Below are 20,157 nucleotides of genomic sequence, written 5' to 3'. Positions count from 1 at the left end.
CTATACAGTGGAGCTGAAGGTTTTTTTAACGAAATATTACTTACATTAGAGCATGCAAATTTCATTTCACCTTAAAATGCACAACCGCGCTGTACAGCATTTTACCAGCAATCGGATCGAACACGATATGATGCTGAATCGCGAACACGTCGAGCAGCAAAGCTTTGTTGTTATCGATTTGCTCGTTGATTTGACGTTCCAGCGTTTTCATATCATAGGCTTGAAAAAACTCGATTTTATTATCTATGCGATCCAAAATAAAGTCCATTATGGTACTCCTCCCTAAGATAAGTTGTAAAGTTAAGACAACTTCTCTTATTATAACGTCAATATCTGATATAGGAAGTACATAGGAATAGGCGTATACTGTAAGGGGATACATGACCGCATACTCCATGGATTAGGAATACCTCATTTGCTAGACAAACTTGTAGCAGGAAGTGATGTCGTTTTGAAGTCTACACGGTTATTGTTTGATTTCTTCAAAGAGAAATGGCCGTTGTACGTCGTAGCCGCATTGTCCATTTCTTTAGGTAACATTATTCATTCGTATTACCCGAAGCTGCTAGGCATGTTTACAGATCAGCTGCAGCAAGGACGTTTAAACAAAACTCTAATTATTGACTACAGTCTGAAGCTGCTGACGATCGGCGTTACATTCGGTATTTTGACAGCCATCGGCCAGTACATGATCATGCGTAACGGAAGACGCTTCGAGTTTGTTTCAAGAAACCGCTTGTTTAACCATTTCACACAGCTAGGCGCAACATTTTACTCAAAGAACGGTGTGGGTAAGCTGCTCAGTTATGTGATGAATGACGTAACTGTCATTCGAGAATCGATATCCATGGGGATTAACCAAGTGGTAAACTCTGCGATTTTGATCACGGCTGTCATTCTAATGATGATTTTCAGTTCGATCCCGCTCTATTTAATTCTTATCTGTATATTGCCCTTATTGCTTATTCCTGTTCTAACCGTTCGATTTCAGCCTATTATTAAAAAGCATTCCTTACACGTACAAGAAGCATTAGGCAAAATGACGGAGTCGGCCGAGGAGCAATTCGGAGGCATACGGGTAGCTAAGAAATTTGCGGTTGAACCCATCATGGTTCGTAGGTTTAGCGATACGGTAGATCGGATTCGTGACAACCAATTGAGGCTCGTTCGACTTTCTTCCTTATTTGAAGCACTTATTCCGTTTCTGGGCGCAATATCGCTGATCATAGCGATTGCTTTTGGGGGCTATTTGACTATTCAAGGGCGGATTACGATTGGCAATTTCGTTGAATTAACGCTATACATACGGATGATGGTAAACCCTTTACAGCAAATTGGCCGCGTTATTAATGCTATGCAGCGCTCTCGAGCTTCGCTAGAACGCATGAATGAGCTGCTCGATTTGAAATCCGAAATTGTGCAAAAGGAGCTTGCGCAAATATCCGACCTCGATCACGAGGGAATTCGGATTGAACATTTGTCCTTTGCCTATCCAGATGACGAAGATGAAGTACTTCATGACATAACATTAACGATTGAACCTGGTAAATCCATTGGCATTATCGGGAAAACAGGCAGCGGCAAATCGACCTTGGTGAAGCTCATGCTTAGGATATACGACCCACCGGAGGGGACGGTATGGATCGGGGATACGGATATTCGCGATGTGACATTAGAAAGCCTGCGTAATCAAATCGCTTACGTACCGCAAGAGGGGTTCTTGTTTAGCACGACCATCCGGGATAACATCGCCTTTTATAAAAGAGAATCACCCTTAGAGCAGGTCGAGCGAGCTGCCAAAAAAGCTCAAATCCTCTCCAGCATTACGTCATTCCCTGAAAAGTTTGAGACGAAGCTGGGAGAGCGCGGTGTCACCTTATCGGGAGGGCAGCGTCAACGAACAAGCTTAGCCAGAGGGATCATTAAGGATTCTCCTTTGATGATTCTAGACGATAGTGTAAGCGCTGTAGACTCTGTGACGGAGAAGCGCATTATTGATACGATCCGCAAGGAGCGATTGAACAAAACGACGATTTGGATCGCTCATCGTATCTCCGCTCTGAAGCATACAGATGAGATTATCGTGCTGCATGAAGGCAGGATTGTACAGCGCGGCACGCACGAAGAGCTAATTGCGCAAGAAGGCTTGTACGCCGAGCTTCATGCGATACAAGAGGGAGGCAGCGACGATGCCCAAACCGAGTAACAAAAACAATGAGGAGCGGCAGAAGACGCGATCTTCCTTTCGTTCTTTATCTGCTTATGCCAAACCGCATAGGTTCACCTTTGCTGCTGTTTTATTTTGCGCAATACTGGGGATAGCAGCGGATCTGTTTCAACCTTATCTGGTTAAGATCGCGATTGATGATAATTTGATGATTGGGAAAAATGACTATCGCTCCCTGCTGCTCATTTGCTTGTTCTATGCAGGTTTATCTATCAGCAGTTTATTCTTCAGTTATCTGCAGAACAATTTATTGCAGTTTGCCGGGCAAAGCATCGTCGCCAAAATACGCAAGGATTTGTTCGAGCACATCTTTAAGCAGTCGATGTCTTATTATGACCGGACGCCAAGCGGCAGCCTAATTACACATGTTTCTAGTGACACGGAGACACTGAATCAATTTTTTACGCAGGTTCTTCTAAGTCTGGTACGCGACGGCATGACACTCGTATTCATCATAGTGCTGATGTATCATCTAGACTCGCAGCTAACGCTCTACAGCATGATCGTGATTCCGATCATTGTGCTCATAGCGGTCAGCTTTCGCAGATATATGCGCAAAACTTATCAGCTCTCAAGGACGCAGCTGTCTCAAATGGTTGCTTTTGCCGCTGAGAATTTATCTGGGATGCATCTCATTCAGGCTTTTCATCAAGAGAAGGAGCAGATGAATCGCTTCACGGAGCGGAATCTTGGGTATTTTCGAGCTAATTTGAGAGAAATTCGTACCAATGTGTTGTTCAATCGTTCCTTTGATATTTTGGGGAATTTATCGGTAGCCTTTATTACTTGGATTGGCGGTATGGCCGTGTTTGATAAAACGATTGAATTCGGTGTATTGTACGCTTTTATTACGTATATCCGGCAGTTTTTTCAACCGATTAATAACATTACTCAGCAGTGGAATACTCTTCAATCTACGACTGTATCGGTCAATCGAATTTGGAATATCTTCTCCATTCAGCCGGAAGTAAAGGATAAGGAAGGCGTGCCGCCAATTTCGCTCAATGACGTTAAAGGGGACATTCATTTCAATCATGTACATTTTGGTTATTCGAAGGATACGGCTGTTATTGAGGATCTAGAGCTGCATATTGAGCCCGGCGAAATGATTGGCATTGTTGGAACGACCGGCGCGGGGAAAAGCTCGCTGATTAGTCTGCTTTGCCGCTTTTATGATGTGCAGGAGGGAAGTATCCGCATGGATGGCACGGATCTTCGAGATATCCCGCAAGCTGATCTACACCGAATGGTTGGACTTGTACAGCAAGAACCGTACTTATACGCTGGCAGCATACTAGACAATGTTCGGATGTTCGATGAAACCATAACGCGTGAAGAAGTGATTGAGGCATGCCGGATGGTTGGGGCAGACAATCTCGTTTCACGAATGAAGGATGGTTATGAAACACGCATTTCCGAGAGAGGAAGCGGGCTTTCCGCAGGAGAGAGACAGCTGATCTCGTTTGCGCGAATTATCGTATTCCAGCCGAAAGTACTGATTCTTGATGAAGCTACAGCGAATTTGGATTCACAAACGGAGCAGTTGATTCAATCCGCGCTGCAGGTTGTAGCCGAAGGAAGAACGACACTTGTCATCGCGCATCGCATCTCGACTATTATGCATGCTAACCGCATCATTGTGATGAGTCAAGGCAAGATTGTTGAAGAAGGGAACCACGCTCAATTACTTGCGCTTCGGGGCTATTACGAGCAATTATTTCTGCATTCACAGGGGAATATGGATGCTGCACAAACCATTTCATAGCATGAATCTGCAATTGAGAGTTGAAAATAAGCTTTGTCAGACTCCTCGTTAGGAAGTCGTGACGAAGCTTATTTTTTTATTTGTGTGATAAAAGTCCTAGAAAAGTACTGCAAGATTCTAGCATTTATTGCATAAATGGATGGGTATAAATGTCTCGAAGAGAGACAAATGATCCTATTTTACCAGGGGGCGTGGAAAATGTTAAAAAAGCAATTTAGTTACAATATAATAACTTAACAAACAATAATGGAAAATTATGTTTTTTTATTCAGTTTACTATACTATACTAATGTATAAAATTGTAAATTTTTGCTGTCGATTAATGTCGAAGATGGGATTTTTCACCTACAACTTTATAATGGCAAACCTATTGAAAAATAGGGACGCAAAGCTAGAGGGACTACATCCAACAAGGATATGTCAGCCAGTTGCATTGTAGCAATTGGTGGAATAGGGCATTTATGCCTTTGTTTCTCCTTTTTTTTGTGAACATTTTCTTCAAGTAATTCTATCGATAGGAGAGAAATGATGAGAGAGAAAAGACTAACGAATGTACAGCAATTATTCCCCAGTGAGGATGGAAACCAACAAACGCGTCAAATGGTTTTACGGCTCATTGAACAATTAGTAACGGGAGTCGATGATCTAAAAAACCCGGATGGCGTCAATCTCAAGGGCGAGAAAAACCGAACAGGAACTTTCTATAACAACCTTATTCGAAATAGCTCCATCCTTAATGGCAGTGTCCCTATGGAGGAAGTTAATACCGAGTTATTGAAATTGCTGCATGATCATCCTTATCATACGAAAAATTTCTTGACGAAGCATCCCGGGAATTATGGGCATGATTGCAGCGTTCTTGGTTAACGGCAACAATTTATGGGATGTATACGGCCCGGCCGGAGCTGAAGCAGAAGTAAGGGTAATCAGCATGATGTCCAAATTAATAGGCTATGATGCGTTGAAAAGCGGCGGGTATACGACGTGGGGCGGACAAGGAGCTGTCTTCTCAGGACTTCGGATAGCAATATCTAAATTCGTTCCGGACGCCTTGCAAAAAGGTGTTCCCGACAACTTGTATGCATTTTGTTCCGATGCCGCTCACTACAGCTTGTTTAAATCTATGGAGGCATCGGGCATAGGAAGCGATAGATTGATCAGAGTTCGCACGAATGCAGATAGCTCCATGGATGTAAATGATCTCCGAGTTAATATGGAAGAAGTGATTGCACGAGGCGGAATCCCAATTTACATTGTAGCTACAACAGGAACAACGGATGCGATGGGGATTGATGATTTGGAACAAATTTATGCCGTGTCAGACAAGGCAGCAGTTCATCATGGTTTGCATAGACCTCATATACATGCAGACTCAGCTTTAGGTGGATTCTTTGCATTCTTTAATGACTATGATTTCACTGCTAATCCACTCGAATTTAAGAATGATGTCACTCAGGCTTTAATTTCTATTCAAAGCAAAATGAAGCATTTGCATTTGGCGGACTCACTCTGCTTCGATTTTCAAAAACTGGGTCAAACCCCTTACGTGACAAGCCTATTCCTGGTCAAGGATGCCGCCGATTTAAGACTCATGGATTTGCATCCAGATGAAACCCCTTATGTTGGACATCGGGGATACGGGCAGTATCATACCGGATATACGTTGGAGTGCTCGCGCATGGCTAGCTCCATTAGCATATACAGTGCTTTGCTTGCATTCGGCATTCAAGGGTATCAGCAATTACTGGCCCAGTTCGTTGAGGTTAATCTCGCTTTCAGGGAAGCGCTGCGCCAAGAAATCCCTCAAGCTGAGATCGTTAATAACGATAACCCTGGCATTATTACACTTTTTCGTATTTATCCGGAAGGCAGTCCTCATTTTCAGGAAGAAGTTTCGGGCAAGTGCACGCTTAAGGAAATTGAACGGAATAATAAATTTAATGTGCGTTTGTTCGAAATGCTAGGGAATCATCGCGACCGTATATTTTTTGGCGATACCAAAAAGCATCTGCTTGTTCAAACGAAGGATGATAGTTCTGTTGCACTGTACGCGACAAAGATTTTTGTCATCTCCCCTTATACAGAGACCAAACATGTGCATGACATCGTTCTATATTTGAAGGAAACCGTAGCGCAAGTCTACGAGAAATATTCCGAAACATCGATTTTAAGCGGGAGGTAATTGAAAGTGGCAAAGCATGCTCCAACAAAAATTTTAAACTGGTTCAGAGGACAAATCGCGGTAAAAATGACGAGCAGTATCTTGCTGCTGTTGCTATTTGTATGCGCAGCTTTCTCCGTCTCTGGCTATTTGACCAGCAAAAGTTTAACAACGAAGCTTGAAGATCAATTCGTTCTAAGATTAACGACAAACATTGAAAATGTATCGAAATATTTGACCTCTATTCCCGAACATGCTGATGAAATTACTGGCAAGGATAAACCGGCCTATACCAAAATTAAACAGCAGTTTGAGCAATTCAAAAAGCAAGACTCTCTTGAGAATGTTTATGTCCTGCAGAAAGTTCAAAATAAAGATCAAATCGTCATTTTAACCGGGGTTGATGAAGATTATGGCTCCGAGTATCCCTTTACACCTGAAATGAACAACGCGATCAAAGAAAATAAACTAACGATCAGTGAGATTTATAAGGATGAATTTGGCATACATAAATCTGTCTTTGTTCCCCTCAAAAATGGTAAAGGCGAAAACGTCGGAATTGTCGGCATTGATTTGGACGCTTCGAGTCGTTCCCAAGACGCAGCAAGAATTGTTATGGACAACCTTTACGATTACCTTAATCGTTATCGTACTAGGCGGCCTGATTGGCTATTTCATCAGCCGAAGTGTGACGCGACCGGTCATTCAATTGATGCGTGTAACTGAGAAGGTTGCTGCCGGAGATTTGTCTGCACAAGTCTCTATCCAGCGAGTAGATGAGATTGGTAAATTGGCAAATGCGTTTAATGAGATGCGTCAGAATTTAGATTCCCTGATCCGCCAAATATTTTCTTCCTCCAACCTCATTACTAATACAAGCGCGCAATTGTATCAGTCAGCAGACGAATCCAGCTCAAGTGCTGGGCAAGTTGCCGTTTCCATGAACAGCATGAACGAGGGCGTTGCTGAAGTTGTTTCTTCGATTACAGAGAGTACTTCATCCATCGTTGAGATCAATACGGAGTTATCAGAAGTAACATCGGAAGTCAAAGAGATGCAGGAAATGGCCCATAAAGTAGGTGCGCAATCTGCTGACGGCCAGCAGCTCGTTGAGAAGACGTTACATCAGATGAATGTGATTCAGAAAGAGATGAAGCATTCCCAAGAAGCGGCGCAGCAGCTAGGAAACCGCTCGAAGGAAATTGGGGAAATTATCCATATCATCACCGAAATTGCACAGCAGACGAACCTGCTGGCTCTGAATGCTTCGATTGAAGCGGCACGGGTTGGCGAACAGGGCAAAGGCTTTGCTGTTGTAGCTGGCGAAGTGAAGAAGCTGGCGGAGCAATCGACGAAAGCCGCAAGCTCGATCACCGAGCTTGTTTCCAGTACTCAAAATGACAGCCTTCTTGTCATGGAGAGCATTGTTCAAGGAAATCAAGCAGTCGAACAAGGTCAAAGCTGGATTAACGATACATATGAAAATTTCAAAGTTATTTTTACGGTATTTCCATTTTCACTAATCGGACAGACCGCTTGATCGAGACTTTAGAGAGAGCGGAAAGATCCTTTGAGATTATTTCTAACGCTATGCAGAAAATCTCTGGCATTACCGAGGAACAATCGGCAGGTTACGAGGAGGTGGCGGCTGCTGCTCAAGAGCAAAGTGCTTCCATTCAGGAAATTACTTCAGCGATTCGCCAATTATCAGATATGGCTGTTGTCCTGCAAAGTTCTGTTCAAAATTTTAAGATTACAGATTGACGATAATCGCTTCTCATTTGATTACTTGCCAGCCTAGTGCTGGCTTTTTTCAGTAGATAAGAAAGTATAAGTTTTATTACACTTCGCGTCATCAGTCTTGACAAACGCGCTCGTCCCTGAAGGACGACGGAGTCGTTTATCCTTGTGTCATAAAAGCGGAATCCACCCTAGGCTAATGATCTGGTACTAGGAATAGATAGTACTTCTCAAACTGTATATCTCTAGTACAATTAGAAGTAAGCGAGAGGAGGAATATCATCATGAAATCCAAATTTGTTACGATTGGGCTAGGCTATGTATTGGGAGCTAGTGCTCTACTAACCGCCATTGCATATTTTTTTGCTACGAATTGGGAGGAATTAAACCGCTGGGAGAAATTCATTCCTGTCTTTGTGCTTATTATGGGTTTTTACGGCTTATCTGTATGGCTTTCTTGTCAAAATGGCAGGCGGTTTCTAAGTAAACTCAGCCTGTTTGCGAGTTGTATATCCTTCGGTGTAGGTGTTGGACTCATAGGTCAAACCTACAATTCTCATGCTGACAGTTACAGCTTGTTCGCCGTATGGTTCATTCCGGCATTCTTACTTGCCCTATTAACCAGGTGGCAGCCCTATTATGTACTGGCCTATATATTAGGTCATCTCGCTTATGGGATTTATTTCTTTGGGCGTTGGGGAGTGAGTTCAGATGCGGAAGTCATCCAAATTGTCACCTGGCTCGGAATCGCCCTTGCGAATGGCATTTTGTATGTTTTGACTGAGAAGGGCCGGTTGTACTCGCCATTTCTCAAATGGATTTCTTTTCAAGTTGGGATAGCCGTTCTAGTCGTGGCTTCTAATTCGCATGTGTACGAGAAGTACGGTGTGTTTATGAATTTGCCTCTCATCCTCGTACTTGCGGCAGCTGTTTACTATACTCACAAGACAAGGAACAAAGCTTATCTTTTATTTGCCGGACTGTGGGTATCGATTACGGTGACAGTCAAATATATCGAGCTTATTATCCAGCATTATAACGAGTTCTTTTTCATTGCCAGCTTGTTGTTTATTATCGTGTTCATCTTTGCGAATGTGAAGTTCATGAACTTTATTCGCTCTTGGAATCCTTCCTCCAAGCAGTTGGAAACGGAACATAGCTCAGATTTAGAAGCTTCGGATCAAGTGAAGCCGGATGGAGATTTTACGAAATGGGTCGTTCGTGTCCTCACGGTTTCGGTCATCATAATTGGTTCGCTTCTAGGAAGCTTGACGATCATTGGTATTGTTACTGTTGTACTAGGATTTAATAACCCAGAGAATGTACTAATTGGCTTTGGTATTGTAACTGTTATTGCGATGATCATAGCCAAAAAACTAAATCCCTTAGTGCGTTACACAATTCTAATTAGTGGATTGCTCCTTGGCGCAGGAGCGGCTGTTTTTAAGGAGAATGTTCCTATTCTATTGGTTTTCCTAGTGCTTACGGTAGCTGCTTTCATCTATATGGCTGGGTTGGTACATCGTATCTTCTTTTTTCTCGCGGCTGTCATTATTGCTTCTTTCGTACTTTTCAATTGGATCGATAGCGGTATTATTGTTATGACTGTGCTTACCGGCTTACTATTCGTTATGTTTGCCAGTGGTCAGGTCATAGCAAATGTTAGAGTCAGACAGCCTATTCTTTACAGCAGTTTTCCTTCTTTTCTGCTAACTTTATTTATCCTAACCTTTATAGCGGAGTCAGCTTGGTATTATATAGTCAATGTGCTGTTCTTTCTCGTCGTTGTTCTCGCTTTGGTCATTAGTAAACAATTGCATATCAAATGGATTTATACTTGGTCAATGGGCTTTTGGATTGCTTTCCTGGTATACAAATATTACGATTTGGCCTGGAAGCTTCTGCACAAATCGATTAGCTTCGCTGTCATCGGGATTTTGGTACTTGCTTTTACGGTTTGGTATGAAAAAAGACATCGTTTGGAAGCGATTGAATCAAATGAGGTACACTCAAATTACGCAATGAACCGCTGGATTATTGCTCTGCTAGTTCTGCTGCAAGTTATGGCTATGTCCTTACAAATTGGTAAAAGTGAGTGGCTGCTCGCTCACGGACAGCTGATTAAGCTGCAGCTTGAACCGCTTGATCCACGTTCTCTCATTCAGGGTGATTATGTGCGGTTGCGCTATAAAATATCTGAGCCTCCACTATTTGGAGATAACAATCATGTTCTAGATTCTAAGGGGAAAATTACAGTCGTTCTTGCTCCGAACGGGGCGACAGGTGTTTATGAATACCGCCGCGTGTATACAAAAGGGGAAGCACTTGCTCCTGGAGAGGTTCGCTTGAATGGAAACAAAATCGGCTATGAGGGCATTGAATATGGGATTGAGACTTATTTCATTCCGGAAGGAACAGGTCGTGAATATGAACGTGGTGCCAAATTTGCGGAAGTGAGAGTTTCTGCTGGCGGCGATGCCATTCTTGTACGATTATTGTTACAACCTAGTATTGTTCAATAAAGATTAATATGGTAGAATAACCCGATCTTTGCATAAAAGAAAGGGGCATCTGTTCTCATGTGGCTTATATTTTCAGTACTTGCAGCTGTCAGCTTCGGACTGCGAGGCATTCTATATCACTGGACCAGCCAGCAATCGCTGAATCGAAATGTGCTGCTCTGCGGCACATTTTTTATGGGGGCGCTCGTCAGCATCGGCTGCGCCCTTATTTCTCAGCAGCAGTGGACGGTGTCTGCTCTGATTGGAGTTCAGATGGGATTGTTCTCCTTTGGAGCCAATGCCAGTATGTTCAAAGGCTTTGCGGTAGGCAAAGCCTCATTAGTTGCTATCCTCACCGGTTTACCCTCGGTCGTTGTGGTCTTTGTCGCATTCCTGCTTTGGGATGAGCGGCTCAATTTATGGCAATTCTTTGCCTTCATTGTGATCGTTGTTGGTATTTTATTCGTTCGGTACTCGAATGATATCACCTTAAAGAATCTGCAAGGAGCCGGATGGGGAGTGCTTGCTTTGTTTCTTTTTGCCGGGAATGATTTGTCCAGCAAATGGACAACCATCGTATCTGCGCCATTGTTTCCAACGCTATTTTTTATGTTTGCAACAGGGACATGCTGTTTTGGATTGTGGTGGTTGAAGGACAAGGCAAAGGATAGAGGCAAGGAAGCTGCGCCAGCCAGTTGGACAGAACGAAGAACCTTTCTGTTTGGGATGGTCGTCGGGATCACCAATGTCATTGGAATGATCTTCATTATTCATGCGTTCGCTCTGGGGAAAACGGGGCTAGTTTCCGCGGTCGTTGCACTCAACGTATTGATCGTCTTATTGTATACACGTTTTGTTTTGAGGGACAAATTCTCAATAATGGAACAATCCGGCTTAGCTTTAGCGTTCATTGGCATTATGATGATGAAATTAGTTGCATCTTGACAACACATTATTATTGCTGTAATATTCAGTAAATTCTTAATTTCATAAGCAACATTGGTGAACAGGACAGTAATTCTTGTCGGACAGTCGCAGCGAGCCGGAGCAGGTGAGAACCGGTACGAACGTCAAGAGTGAAGCGGGCCTGGGAAATGGTCTTCCGAAAGGTCAACGTAGGGAGATCCGGCATAAGCCGTTATCGTTGGAGTGGTTAAACCAATGGTTTAACACTTAGAGTGGTACCGCGGGAATGAACAGCTCTCGTCTCTTATTGTAGAGACGGGGGCTTTTTTGCGTTCTCCAATACTAACATGATTAGCTTCGCATCATCCATTTAGGAGGAATATTCCATGATTCAGCAGCTTCTAACAAATGAAATCAAATATCATGTAGGTGTTTTATTTCAAGAGTACGGAATAGAACATCCTGCGACTTTGAAGATCTTGACAGAGCACCCAGCTCACGCAGAGCACGGTGATTACAGCACGAATGTGGCTATGCTTCTAGCAAAATTAATTCGTAAGGCTCCTTTGCAAATCGCGCATGAGCTTCAGCAACGCATAGAAAAAAGCGGCTCTGTTCAAGGCTTATTCGCTAAAGTGGCTGCGGTGCCGCCGGGATTTCTGAACTTTTATATAAATTGGGACACCTGGTCTTCTGGTCATTATGGAACTGCAAAAGGACTTGTTAACGAAAGAAACAAAACAAAAGTTTTGATCGAACATACCTCAATCAACCCCAATAAAGCTGCCCACGTGGGCCATTTGAGAAATTCCTGTATCGGTGATTCGTTGTCACGCATGCTCACGCAAGCAGGGTATCAGGTGGAAGTGCATAACTATATCGATGATCTGGGGAATCAACTAGCGGATACAGTGGTGGGCATTCTTCATACACAAACAGAAGAGGCTTTTCATCGATTTGGCGACTTTTGTTGGGAGACCTACGCGAAGGTGAATCAAGCTTACAAAGTGGAGCCGGAGCTTGTAGAGCAGCGTTCTACCGTACTTCATGCGCTAGAGAGCGGGCATTCCAATCTTGCTTGGATGGGGGCATTGGTAGCGGAAAGGATCGTACGCGAGCAGTTGGAAGAAATGAAGCAATTCGGCATTCACTACGATGTGCTGGTTTGGGAAAGCAGTATTGTGAGAGCGGGGTTCTGGGATACAACCTTCGAGCTGCTGAGGCAAACCAATATGTTTCATCGGGTGACAGATGGTAAATTGGCAGGCTGCTGGGTGCTGAAGAATGTTGAAGAAGGGGCTGTTGCTGACGGGCAAAATGCGGATTATCAAGGGGATAAAGTGCTCGTTCGTTCCAATGGTATTTTAACGTACACAGCGAAGGATATTGCCTATCATTTATGGAAATTCGGAGTGCTGCCGAATGATTTTGTATATAAAAAATGGGAGGACGGACTATGGTCTACCGCTCCCCAAGGCAAGAAGAAATCGATCGGGCAAGCGGATATCGTCATTAATGTCATTGATTATCGTCAACAATACCCTCAGGAGATGGTTAAGCTAGCTCTTGAAGTGCTGGGTTATGAACAGCAGGCTAGTCAGCTTAAACACGTGAGCTACGGGGTCGTTTCCTTGAGTCCAGATACTGCTGCAGGCCTGGGTATTGATATTTCGGATGGCAAAAGCTCTTATGCGATGTCTGGGCGTCAAGGGATTGGGATTAAAGTCGCTGACCTACTTGATCACATGGAGAGAGTCATTGACGCAAAACGCTCAAGAAAAGCGGGGATCTCCAGCAGAGCGATAGCCGCGGCTGCGATCCGTTATTATTTGCTGAAATATCAGCTGCAAACGGAAGTTATTTTTGACTTGGAGCATGCGACGGAAATAACAGGGAACACGGGCGTTTACTTACTTTATGCGTACTCAAGAGCAAACAGTATTTTGGACAAAGCGAAGAAAGATATTCGCCTACTTAGGATGGAGGTTAAGCTTGACGGGACTCTTTTGGAAGATCAGGAATACCTCCTTCTGAGGCACGTCGCCTACTGGCCTGAAATACTGGAAACTGCTACTAAGCAATTGGCTCCGAACGTACTTTGCCATTATGCCTTCGAGTTAGCGTCACTTTTTAACCATTTTTACAGCGTATGTCCGGTCTTAAAAGGCAGTGAAGAAAGCATCGCCCATCGCCTTTGGATTACGCAAACGTATAAAGACACCATGCATCAAGTTCTGGAAGTGCTGGGTATGCCGACGCCCAAACGATTGTAACCGGAAAAACGATCTCATGCTTCGGAAGTCGGGGTTGTTCGCATTCGTCCTTAAAAATGCAACATAAGCTTTCTGATCTTGATCAAATGCGGTACAATAAGAATATTCGTGCCAATTTGAATGATTCAGGAGGCTTTAACCACAATGACAGAAAAAGATATCGATACTCAAGCTCCAGTAGATAACGAACAAGAACAAGATCAAGAACGCGAACAGGCCCAAATCATTATGACTTGGTTTCAGCATATTCAAGAAGTAATGAAAGAACAATTTCCTGAATATGAAGTAGATGGACAAATCGGCAATAACCCGACTTACGGTCCAATGTTTGCTTTCACACTTAAAAATGATGAAAAGTCCACATCCTGCGGATTTTTCTTGAATGAAATTATGAGAAACTTCCAAACAAATCCAAATGCAGGGCTATGGCTATCGTCCTTCTTCGTAGATTTGCTGAGAAGCCCAGAAAATCATCCGCTGCCTAATCCGCCACAATCGGAAGATGAAGCCAAAGAGCTGCTGGATAAACATATTGTTCCTTATTGCGCGGCTACTGTGCGGGAAGAATTCCCTGATCAAAAGATCTATGTTGACTTGGAGCTTCATGAGGAGCATGGCCCAGTTCTTGAGGCTGGCTTCGTAGCTGTTGAAGACGGCAATAATACGTGTGCGCTTCCACTGCAATATTTAATGACGTTATATTTATTGAATCGTGACCCGGCCGAGCCTTTAATTCAAGCAATGTATCGGTTGTATGAAGAAAATAATTTGGGTCAATAAGGTTGAGAAGTGAACAGCCGGGAGGGTTTCCTCCTGGCTGTTTGATTTTATGGGCTTATAGAGGAATAGTCTACCTGTTTACAGGGGGTTCTCCGTGTTTGCAACGAGAGAAGTTGTACAACGTACAACAATTTTCTTAGTTTCTTCTCGCAGAGCTAGAACTGTTGTAGTTTAGGAATAGAAGTAGAAGTAGAAGAAAGAAAAATACTCATCTCCCAAACAAACTGAAAGAGAATGGCTAATTTAAGCCATCCTCTCTAAGCCTCCAAGAAACACGTTAATAGTTTACTTCCTACAAACGGAGATACTCCTCATAGCTGCTAATAATCGGAAGTGAAGAGAAGGATCCAAAGTTCACATATTTCATCGCGTGCGACGTATTAAAAAGCACAACGGAATCGCTCGGGCGCAGCCATCCGCTGTCGCAGAGGGCGAGCAGACCTGCCCAGGTTGCCGAGCCTTCGGGGGACGCGGAAATGCCCTGCGAACCCAAAGTGCGAGTCGCCTCGGCAATTTGGCTTTTGGAGATGGCGATGGCTGTGCCGCCGCTTTGTTTCACAATCGACAGGATGAGCGCCAAGTCTGGCGGATTCGGTACGCGCATGCCTGTCGGACTTGCTTCTTCTCCGGCAGGTACGGAACTTGCAGTTTGGCTGCATGCTGTACCATCGACGATGGGCTGACATCCCTCTTCCTGCACGCAGACGAACCTTGGCATGGGACCGTCAATCCAGCGTAGTGCTTTGAGCTCCTGGTAAGCTTTCCACATGCCAATAATCCCGGAGCCGCCGCCGGTGGGATAGATGATGACATCGGGGAATGTCCAACCGAGTTGCTCGGCGAGCTCAAGTCCCATAGTTTTCTTGCCTTCTACACGTCCTGGCTCCTTCAGAGTGCCGACGTTTACCCAGCCCTGATCTTGTTTACCCGCTTCAATGATTGCTGCTGCATCATGAATGTAGCCATCGACGAGGAAGGTGGCTGCTCCATATAACGGACATTCGTCCACGATTAATGGCGGGCAATCCTTAGGGATAAAGACGGAAGCCTCGATATCAGCACGTCCAGCATAGGCAGCTAATGCCCCAGCGGCATTTCCATTTGAGGGTACGGCCGCTTTCGTCACTCCCGCTTCCTTGAGCAAGGAAACGGCGACGGAGAAGCCTCTCGCTTTAAAGCTTCCTGTAGGGTTCTGTTCTTCTCTCTTGATCCATAGTCGTTTAATAGGCAGCTTCTTCTCCCATTCCTGCATGCGCAGAAGTGGCGTCCAGCCTTCGCCTAATGTGATGATACAATCAGGGTTACTCACTGGAAGCAATTCTTTATATCTCCACATCGATGGGTAGCGTTTCTGTAAAGCTTCCTTCGTTAACGTTCTAGCTATGTGCTCCAAGTCGTAATCGACCAATAAAGTGCCACCGCAGTCACATTTCATTTCTTGATAGCGGAAAGGGAGCCTTGCAGAACATAGTGAGCAATAAAGCCCCAATCGGTTCATCTCCGGGCCTCCTCCAAGTTTTCAACAGGAAAACTAACGTAGTTGTAATTTGAGTTTTGAAATAGCAAACTCTTATTTAGACTATTATCAAGAAGAGAATAAGGAAACGGCTTGTGTCTTTTGATTTGGTTTGTTTTCGGTTTATTTTTGGTTTATTTTCGAATTATTTCTCCGTTTATTTCTCCGTCAATTCCTCAGTTAATTATCATAGTTAATTAACTCTATTTATTGGTTTGCTTTTGTGAAATGACTTCATCTTCTGGAACATCGACTTATCCTTCAACTTCAAAAATAGCTCAAGCATCGGAGCGAAATTAACCTCAATAATCCAAACATTTCCTTCTTTATCCAAAGCCATATCAATCCCCATCGTACGCACCCAAGAATAATAAGGACTTAATTGCTGAGCTGCTTTTAGAGCAACTTTATCGAGCTGTGAATGGAGGTCGGCAGCCCGCATCTTTTTGAGTTCCGAGTATTTGAGAGCATAATCCAAGGATACGACCTTACCACTGCTCAGGCGAATATTCGTCACGATAAAGCCCTTTCCGGCTACTTTGGCCAGTTTACCAGTTACTTCCCAAGGAGAATCCAGACGGCGCTGCACCATCACTCTGAGATCAAAAGGGCGGTCATTCACCGTGGCAAGCGGAATCCGCCGCTGAATAATGTTGTTATTGAGTGCTTTCTTTTTGATATAGGCGTTTAATTGGCTATATTGTGTAAAGCTTTTCTTCGCAGCGCCATCCTGAACCTCATAGGTGGAAGAATCCATCTTTTTGATCCGAATGACACCATTTCCCCCATAACTCCCAGTTGGTTTAATGATGATTTCACCGTATTTTTTTATCATTCGCCAGAATGAGCTTTCTCGCAGCCATGCTGTTTCTGGAAGATTCACACTAAGTTTAGACGATTTCCGCAGCAGCTTATATTTGGTCCATTTGCTTGTGTTTAGCTTAGTCATTGGATTTCGCTTCTTGCTTGAAAATAACTAGATCATGTTCTTCAACTCGGAGCAGTTGGTTGCGTTCATCTACGAAAACCACTTGAGGTTTGAGGTTGTTAATTTCAGTTTCATTCATAAGTCCCATACTAAGAATAATAACGAGGTCGCCTGGAGCAAAAAGGTGGGCGGGAGGGCCATTCAAACCGATCTTGCCGCAGCCTTCCGGCGCAGGTATCGCGTATGTTTTCCACCGGGTGGCGTTACGAAGACTTGTCACTTGAACCATTTCATAGGGTAAAATGTTCGCTTTGCGCATCAATAAACCATCTATAGTAATGCTTCCCACGTAATCCAAATCGGCTTCCGTTACCGTCGCACGGTGGATCTTCCCTTTACACATTAGTCGCAGCATATTGCAGTAGCTCCTTTATCATCACATTGGGTATTCATCACAAAGTATGCCTAAGGTCGGTCAACTGGTGTAGGCTAAAGCCTATTTCGAGCGAAAAATGGGTAAATGTCACGTTGATTTATGGCTGTGATATACTATTAAAATGGATATATGTAAACTTGGATAGATGGGAGTGAAAAGTACTGCAGCCTATTCTGGTTATTGAAAATCTATATAAGAAGCATCCAAATGAAGGCCTGTCGCCTTTAATGGAGCAAATAAGTGCGAACGTCATGCCCAAAGATCGAATTGCAATTCTAGGTCCTTCCGGCCAAGGGAAGAGTACACTGCTTCGGATGTTGTCCACCTTAGAAAGCATGGATGGCGGAAGCTTATCCTTGCATGGACGACAGGTTGCGAGCTGGGGACCAAGTGAGTGGCGGAAGAAAGTCTGTTATGTCCCCCAACAGCCGGTTATGCTGCCTATTACGGTCGCAGACAACCTTGCTTTGGTGAGTAAACTGCATCAGCGTAATTTCGATAAATCATTGGCGCTAAGCTTGATGGAGCAGGTTGGGCTTGGAGACCTGAGCTGGTCTCAGAAGGCGGCTGATTTATCTGGAGGACAGAAGCAGCGGGTTCAATTAGTCCGGTCAATGCTGCTAGGAGCGGATATCCTCTTACTTGATGAAGTAACTTCTGCACTGGATGCACACAGCAAGCAAGCAGTCGAAGATACCCTAATGAATTGGCTTGAAGAGCGGGAAGCTGGGCTTATTTGGGTAACGCATGAGATGGAGCAAGCCAAGAGGGTAGGCAATCGGTTCTGGTATTTGAATCGTGGATTATTAGCTGAATCTGTACCGGAAGACTCGTTGGAATGGACGGATACACCCTCAGTCGAAGGGGGGAGGGGTTAGACGTGTCTACGCTAGCGTTAGGCTTTACATTGACCTTTGTCATGATTACAGTAGCCTTATCTAAATGGCAGAAGCTTGGGCTTGAGAAGGACATTGCTGTAGGAACCATTCGTGGAGCCTTGCAGCTGTTGTTCATTGGGTATGTGCTTCACTTTATTTTTCAGACGGAGCATTGGGGACTTAACTTTATGATCATTGCAATTATGATTGTGGTTGCTACACACAATGCGGGCAAGCGCGGAGAAGGGTTAAAGGGGATATATTGGAGAATAGCTGCAGCGATTGCTGTAACGGAAACGATAACAATGTCACTCATGCTCAGTTTACATATTATCAAGCCAACCAGCCAGTTCATTATCCCGATTAGCGGGATGACCATTGGTAGTTCGATGATTGTTTGTGGCTTGTTTTTGAATCAAATGAATCGTGAGGTGCAATCATCGCGCGGAGAGATTGAAGCGCTGCTAGCTCTCGGATCCTCGGTTAGACAGGCGATTCAGCAAGCACTGCAGCGCTCCGTGAAGGCAAGTATGATTCCGACGATAGACGGAATGAAAACAGTTGGACTCGTACAGCTGCCTGGAATGATGACGGGGATGATTATCGCAGGCGCAAATCCTGTGGAAGCCGTTCGATATCAAATGTTGATTTTGTTTGCATTCACAGCAGCAGCGGCAATTACAAGTATCATTTTAAGCATGCTTAGTTATAAATTATGGTTTACTCGGGAAATGACATTGAAATAAAGCAGCGGATATTTCCCGGGGAACCGCACAAAACGACATGATATGAGATCAGCAAGAAGCGTCCGATTGGTTTAATCGGACGCTTCTTCGTATAGATGCACGTTGCTGCGCTTCATCCTATTAATTTAAGGCCGCTAATTAATACCAGACTTGCAATAATCGTGCGCAGAATAGCGGTCGGTGCCTTGGTGGATAGCATGCTTCCGATAACGACGCCGGGAATAGAACCGGTGAGAAGATTGAGGACGAGTGTATAATTCACATTCCCCATACTTGCATGCAGAATGCCTGCTGTCGTTGCAAGGAAAAAAGCGTGAGCAATGTCTGTTCCTACGAGTTGAGCAGGATTCATGCGGAAAAAGTAAAGCATGGCAATAGCGTACAGGGAGCCAGATCCTATGGACGTAAGCCCTACAACAAAACCCAGTACAGCACCAATTGTAATGGTTAGTCCTCGTTTCTCCTCCAAAGATTGGAGCTGCCAGCGATTTTCTTTGATCTTGTGGCCGAAGAAAACTTTAAACAAGGTAGCAAAGGCTACCAGAATCAAGACATAACCAAGTGCATGCTTAATTATATTTTCCTGGTTATGAAAGAACGAATTGAATAATTTCAAAAAAACAACAGCTGCGATAACACCTGGAATACTCCCCATAGCGAGCATTTTAACCAGCTTGAAATCAATCGTTTTCTGCCGCCAATGCTGAATCGTGCCAAAAAGCTTTGTAATCGAATTATAAAAAAGGTCTGTTCCCACGGCAATTGAAGGATGAATACCAATCAGGATCAAAATAGGGGTGAGCAGCGAAGCTCCGCCAACACCAGTTAATCCGACCATAAAACCTACAAATACGCCCATAAATATTACACTTAAAGTCATGTTGTCATGTCCCCAATCGAATTACCCACTAACCTTATTGGATTAATTTTATTATATAGAAAAGCATTATGTAAAGAGGAATTTTTTTATTTGTTTTTTTAATTGACTTCATCATACTCAGAACATGCTATTCATCCATTCTGGAATCAGTTACAATATGTGGATGTGAAAAAAGTCAGCAATTAGAGCAGCGGTACTATGTCAAGACCTTAATTGGAAAAAACCTTGAAGAACCGTAACTTTTTTAGGGGGTGAGCCTAAAAAAGGCCGCACGAAACTAAACCCACCCTATTTTGGTTATATGGAAATATTTTCTAATTTCCAAAATAATAGGTGGAATGGTTGAGTAAGGTTATGTCATTTCTGTTGTCGGATCACCTCCTTGGGTTCGTAGAGTCGGTTGGTTCGAAGCAGATAGTC

General features: G+C 43.8%; 16 protein-coding genes, 1 pseudogene, 1 riboswitch and 1 other annotated feature. Of the genes and pseudogenes, 12 read left to right on the top strand and 5 right to left on the bottom strand.

The window, feature by feature from the left end:
* Positions 1-61: 61 nt before the first annotated feature.
* The gene (locus G519_RS0113640) at positions 62-268 is read right to left on the bottom strand and encodes a YrzA family protein (RefSeq protein WP_029195171.1); all 207 of its coding nucleotides are present in this window, start codon (positions 266-268) and stop codon (positions 62-64) included.
* A gap of 183 nt (positions 269-451) precedes the next feature.
* On the opposite strand from G519_RS0113640, the gene G519_RS0113635 reads away from it, so the two are divergent.
* The 10 genes and pseudogenes from G519_RS0113635 (at position 452) to G519_RS0113600 (ending at position 14,353) form a co-directional block, all read left to right on the top strand.
* The gene (locus G519_RS0113635) at positions 452-2,206 is read left to right on the top strand and encodes an ABC transporter ATP-binding protein (protein ID WP_029195170.1); all 1,755 of its coding nucleotides are present in this window, start codon (positions 452-454) and stop codon (positions 2,204-2,206) included.
* The gene (locus tag G519_RS0113630; protein WP_029195169.1) at positions 2,190-3,992 is read left to right on the top strand and encodes an ABC transporter ATP-binding protein; all 1,803 of its coding nucleotides are present in this window, start codon (positions 2,190-2,192) and stop codon (positions 3,990-3,992) included. The genes G519_RS0113635 and G519_RS0113630 overlap by 17 nt, the downstream gene beginning before the upstream one ends.
* Before the next feature lie 350 nt (positions 3,993-4,342).
* A riboswitch (cyclic di-GMP riboswitch) is annotated at positions 4,343-4,428 on the top strand.
* A 92-nt stretch (positions 4,429-4,520) separates the two neighbouring features.
* A pseudogene (locus G519_RS42930) lies at positions 4,521-6,174 on the top strand (pyridoxal phosphate-dependent decarboxylase family protein).
* Between the two features lie 6 nt (positions 6,175-6,180).
* A complete protein-coding gene (locus tag G519_RS52135) occupies positions 6,181-6,879 on the top strand; it encodes a PDC sensor domain-containing protein (protein ID WP_051253379.1) in 699 nt (232 codons plus the stop codon).
* Positions 6,866-7,693 carry a methyl-accepting chemotaxis protein gene (locus G519_RS48970; protein WP_051253378.1) on the top strand — a complete coding sequence of 276 codons (828 nt, stop codon included), beginning with the start codon at positions 6,866-6,868 and terminating at the stop codon, positions 7,691-7,693. Before G519_RS52135 ends, G519_RS48970 begins: the two co-directional genes overlap by 14 nt.
* Positions 7,690-7,917, top strand: a complete 228-nt coding sequence (locus tag G519_RS48965; RefSeq protein ID WP_051253377.1) for a hypothetical protein — start codon at positions 7,690-7,692, stop codon at positions 7,915-7,917. The genes G519_RS48970 and G519_RS48965 overlap by 4 nt, the downstream gene beginning before the upstream one ends.
* A gap of 260 nt (positions 7,918-8,177) precedes the next feature.
* Positions 8,178-10,415: a GDYXXLXY domain-containing protein gene (locus tag G519_RS0113615; RefSeq protein WP_029195168.1), complete on the top strand. Its 2,238-nt coding sequence runs from the start codon at positions 8,178-8,180 to the stop codon at positions 10,413-10,415.
* 57 nt (positions 10,416-10,472) lie between these two features.
* Positions 10,473-11,339 (top strand): EamA family transporter, encoded by an 867-nt coding sequence (locus G519_RS0113610; RefSeq protein WP_029195167.1) that lies wholly within the window; start codon positions 10,473-10,475, stop codon positions 11,337-11,339.
* Positions 11,340-11,387: 48 nt separating this feature from the next.
* Positions 11,388-11,608: a binding site (T-box leader), on the top strand.
* Between the two features lie 78 nt (positions 11,609-11,686).
* On the top strand, positions 11,687-13,573 hold the full coding sequence (locus tag G519_RS0113605) for an arginine--tRNA ligase (RefSeq protein ID WP_029195166.1): 1,887 nt from the start codon (positions 11,687-11,689) through the stop codon (positions 13,571-13,573).
* Positions 13,574-13,717: 144 nt separating this feature from the next.
* Positions 13,718-14,353, top strand: coding sequence for a hypothetical protein (locus G519_RS0113600; protein WP_029195165.1), 636 nt, complete (start codon positions 13,718-13,720; stop codon positions 14,351-14,353).
* Positions 14,354-14,645: 292 nt separating this feature from the next.
* Here the strand turns inward: G519_RS0113600 and G519_RS0113595 are convergent, their stop codons facing one another.
* From G519_RS0113595 to panD, 3 genes are all read right to left on the bottom strand, one after another.
* Entirely contained in the window at positions 14,646-15,851 is a 1,206-nt protein-coding gene (locus tag G519_RS0113595) for a threonine synthase (RefSeq protein ID WP_029195164.1), read from the bottom strand.
* Positions 15,852-16,062: 211 nt separating this feature from the next.
* The gene (locus tag G519_RS0113590; RefSeq protein WP_029195163.1) at positions 16,063-16,818 is read right to left on the bottom strand and encodes a YheC/YheD family protein; all 756 of its coding nucleotides are present in this window, start codon (positions 16,816-16,818) and stop codon (positions 16,063-16,065) included.
* A complete protein-coding gene (gene panD / locus G519_RS0113585; RefSeq protein ID WP_029195162.1) occupies positions 16,811-17,212 on the bottom strand; it encodes an aspartate 1-decarboxylase in 402 nt (133 codons plus the stop codon). The genes G519_RS0113590 and panD overlap by 8 nt, the downstream gene beginning before the upstream one ends.
* A gap of 248 nt (positions 17,213-17,460) precedes the next feature.
* Here panD and G519_RS42920 point away from each other — a divergent pair, with 248 nt between their 5' ends.
* Together G519_RS42920 and G519_RS0113575 are read left to right on the top strand one after the other, a co-directional pair.
* Complete coding sequence (locus G519_RS42920; protein WP_051253376.1) at positions 17,461-18,111, top strand: ABC transporter ATP-binding protein; 651 nt, start codon at positions 17,461-17,463, stop codon at positions 18,109-18,111.
* 2 nt (positions 18,112-18,113) lie between these two features.
* Complete coding sequence (locus G519_RS0113575; protein WP_029195161.1) at positions 18,114-18,857, top strand: ABC transporter permease; 744 nt, start codon at positions 18,114-18,116, stop codon at positions 18,855-18,857.
* A gap of 112 nt (positions 18,858-18,969) precedes the next feature.
* On the opposite strand, the gene G519_RS0113570 is transcribed toward G519_RS0113575, so the two are convergent.
* Positions 18,970-19,737: a sulfite exporter TauE/SafE family protein gene (locus G519_RS0113570; RefSeq protein WP_029195160.1), complete on the bottom strand. Its 768-nt coding sequence runs from the start codon at positions 19,735-19,737 to the stop codon at positions 18,970-18,972.
* Positions 19,738-20,157 lie beyond the last annotated feature (420 nt).

Origin of the sequence: Paenibacillus alginolyticus DSM 5050 = NBRC 15375 (assembly GCF_000422905.1) — a bacterium.
GTDB classification, from domain to species: Bacteria; Bacillota; Bacilli; order Paenibacillales; family NBRC-103111; genus Paenibacillus_E; species Paenibacillus_E alginolyticus.
Note: the sequence above shows the minus strand (reverse complement) of the source record. Positions and strands in the feature narration are given on the sequence as shown.

What these genes read in the sequence shown, in the direction of transcription:
- G519_RS0113600 (WP_029195165.1), top strand. Translation starts at nt 13,718, where the DNA reads ATGACAGAAAAAGATATCGATACTCAAGCTCCAGTAGATAACGAACAA.
- G519_RS0113570 (WP_029195160.1), bottom strand. Translation starts at nt 19,737, where the DNA reads ATGACTTTAAGTGTAATATTTATGGGCGTATTTGTAGGTTTTATGGTC.
- G519_RS0113630 (WP_029195169.1), top strand. Translation starts at nt 2,190, where the DNA reads ATGCCCAAACCGAGTAACAAAAACAATGAGGAGCGGCAGAAGACGCGA.
- G519_RS42920 (WP_051253376.1), top strand. Translation starts at nt 17,461, where the DNA reads ATGGAGCAAATAAGTGCGAACGTCATGCCCAAAGATCGAATTGCAATT.
- G519_RS48970 (WP_051253378.1), top strand. Translation starts at nt 6,866, where the DNA reads ATGCGTGTAACTGAGAAGGTTGCTGCCGGAGATTTGTCTGCACAAGTC.
- G519_RS0113615 (WP_029195168.1), top strand. Translation starts at nt 8,178, where the DNA reads ATGAAATCCAAATTTGTTACGATTGGGCTAGGCTATGTATTGGGAGCT.
- panD (WP_029195162.1), bottom strand. Translation starts at nt 17,212, where the DNA reads ATGCTGCGACTAATGTGTAAAGGGAAGATCCACCGTGCGACGGTAACG.
- G519_RS0113595 (WP_029195164.1), bottom strand. Translation starts at nt 15,851, where the DNA reads ATGAACCGATTGGGGCTTTATTGCTCACTATGTTCTGCAAGGCTCCCT.
- G519_RS0113610 (WP_029195167.1), top strand. Translation starts at nt 10,473, where the DNA reads ATGTGGCTTATATTTTCAGTACTTGCAGCTGTCAGCTTCGGACTGCGA.
- G519_RS0113605 (WP_029195166.1), top strand. Translation starts at nt 11,687, where the DNA reads ATGATTCAGCAGCTTCTAACAAATGAAATCAAATATCATGTAGGTGTT.
- G519_RS0113590 (WP_029195163.1), bottom strand. Translation starts at nt 16,818, where the DNA reads ATGACTAAGCTAAACACAAGCAAATGGACCAAATATAAGCTGCTGCGG.
- G519_RS0113640 (WP_029195171.1), bottom strand. Translation starts at nt 268, where the DNA reads ATGGACTTTATTTTGGATCGCATAGATAATAAAATCGAGTTTTTTCAA.